The organism is Streptomyces sp. NRRL B-24572 (genome assembly GCF_002156145.1).
GTDB lineage: Bacteria > Actinomycetota > Actinomycetes > Streptomycetales > Streptomycetaceae > Streptomyces > Streptomyces vietnamensis.
The window spans coordinates 1-2,515 of sequence record NZ_MWIG01000539.1 but is presented as its reverse complement, the minus strand read 5'-3'; the positions used below and the strand labels follow the sequence as shown (position 1 = coordinate 2,515).

At 76.7% G+C, this 2,515-nt stretch carries 1 protein-coding gene and 1 pseudogene; both read left to right on the top strand.

The window, feature by feature from the left end; all coding sequences use genetic code 11:
• Window positions 1–643: hypothetical protein (locus tag CCN56_RS29210; protein ID WP_086830967.1), on the top strand; the 643-nt coding region annotated here is incomplete at its 5' end.
• A gap of 39 nt (window positions 644–682) precedes the next feature.
• Window positions 683–2,515: pseudogene (locus CCN56_RS29205) on the top strand (hypothetical protein); the annotation flags it as partial.

Sequence of the window (2,515 nt, the reverse complement as noted above, 5' to 3'; positions counted from 1 at the left end):
GGTCTCCCCGCGCGCGGGGATGGCCGTCACCGCGGGCGAGGACTCCGTCTTCGCCGTCCGCATGGGCGACTACGCCCGCCGCGCCAACACGGACTCCGCCGACCGCTTCCTGCACGGTCTTGCCCACCTCGCGGTCGCCGCCATGGCCTTCCCCCGGCCCGAGGACCTCGCCGACGACGCGTACATCGGCCGGCTCACGGTCAACGGCGTCGACGCCTTCGTACGCCAGGCCTGCCTGCGCCTGGAGCAGCGCGCCGAGGAGCAGGGCGAGAACACCGACCCGGCCTCCGACGCCCCCGGCCTGGAGGCCGCCTGGCGGATCTACGCCCGCCGCAGCGCCACCGGCGCCACGAAGGACGCCCGCCGCCTCGCCGGTTCCACCACCGGCATCGTCGGCAAAGCGGCCGCCTTCCTCACCGACTCCGGCTTCCTCCAGCGCACCGGCGACGAGGGCGGCGGCTCCTACCGCACCACCGCCCGCTACCAGCTCCAGGTCCGCGACATGGCCGGCTCCGCCGCCATGGCCGAGCTCCTCGAACTCGGCGTCGTCCCCGTCAGCGACGGCTCCGCGACCCTCCTCCCGCCGCCCGAGGGCGACGACCTGGAACTCGCCGCCGACGCCGGCCTGCCCTTCCACGCGTAACCCGCGCACCACCCGAACGAGACGACGAGAGTCCGCCGCATGTACGAGCTGTCCCGGGTCCGCCTCTACTCCATCGGTCCCGCCGGCGCACGCTACGCCGACACCGTCCTGGACCTGCGGGGAGTCGGCGCGCCCGTGCCCCACCCCGCCCCCACCCAGGCGGAGTTCTTCGAGGAGGAGCCGGTCGGCCCGCCGCGCCGACCGGCCCCCGCGGGCGTGCTCTTCCTGGAGAACGGCGGCGGCAAGTCCGTCCTCCTCAAGCTGATCTTCTCGGTCATGCTCCCCGGCCACCGCAACACCCTCGGCGGCGCCAGCTCCGGCGTGCTGCGCAAGTTCCTCCTCGCCGACGACTGCGGCCACGTGGCCCTGGAGTGGCAGCACACCCTCACCGGCGAACTCGTCGTCGTCGGCAAGGCCAGCGAGTGGCGCGGCCGCCAGGTCTCCAACGACCCGCGGAAGTTCGCCGAGGCCTGGTACTCCTTCCGTCCCGGCCCCGGACTCAGCCTGGACAACCTGCCCGTCGCCGAGGCGACCTCCGTCCGCCCGCCCGCCGAGGGCGCCTCCGGAGCGACCGGCCGCCGCCGCACCATGAAGGGCTTCCGCGACGCGCTCACCGAGGCCGGAAAGGCGTACCCGCACCTGGAGGTGGTCTGGGAGGAGATCCACGACCGCTGGAACGAGCACCTCGGCGACCTCGGCCTCGACCCCGAACTCTTCCGCTACCAGCGCGAGATGAACGCCGACGAGGGCGAGGCCGCCGGCCTCTTCGCGGTCAAGAAGGACTCCGACTTCACCGACCTGCTGCTGCGCGCCGTCACCGACACCCGCGACACCGACGGCCTCGCCGACCTCGTCGGCGGCTTCGGCAACAAGCTCGGCCGCCGCGCCGAACTGACCGCCGAGCGCGACTTCACGGCCGGTTCCGTCGACCTCCTCGGCCGGATCGTCGAGGCCGCCGAAACCCGTGCCCACGCGCGCGAGGTCCACGCGGGCGCCGAGCGCCGCACCCGCACCCTCGCCCGCCGGCTCTCCGCCCGCGCCGCCGAGGAACGCGGCCGCGCCGCCGAACTCGCCCAGCAGGTCACCTCCGCCGGGCACGCCGTCGCCGAGGCCGAGACCGCCCGCAGCCGCAGCTCCCTGATCGCCGCCGAACTCGCCTACCGGCACGCCTCCCTGGCGCTGACCGCCGCCGAGAAGGGCGCCGCCGCCCAGCGCCGCGAACTCACTGACGCCCGCACCCTGCACTCCGCCTGGCAGGCGGCCGAGGCGGTGCTGCGCCACCGGGCCGCGGGCGACCGCTCCGCGCGCGTGGCCGCCGCCATCCGCGAGGCCGAGCGCGACGCCGCCCCCGCCCTGGCCGCCCGCGCCAAGGCCGCCGCCGATCTCGTACGGGCCCTCGCCGCCGCCGCCGAGGAGGGCGAGCGCCACGCGGCGGAGGAGGAGGAACGCTCCACCGCCCTCCAGGACGCCGGCGAGACCGCCCACCGCGACGCCACCGCCGCCGCCACCGAGGCCCAGCGGGCCCGCAGCGAGGCCGGCCACCTGCGCCAGCGGCTCGCCGAGGTCGAGCAGGAGACCGCCGAGGCCGTACGGGCCGGCTGGCTCGACGACACCGCCCCCGACGCCGACCCGGCCCGCGCCGCCCTCGCCGCGAGCGACGCCGAGAAGACGACCGTCGCCGCCTGGGACACGGCCCGCGAGGCCGCCCGCGCCGCGACCGAACGCGCGCGTGAGGCCGCCGGCGCCGAGTCCCGTGCCGAACTTGCCGCCGCCCGCGCCGCGGACGCCGCCGAGGCCGCCGGGAACGCCTACGACGCGGAGCGCCGCGCCGCCGAGTCCCTCGCCTCCGAGGAGCGCCTCGCCGAGCTGCTC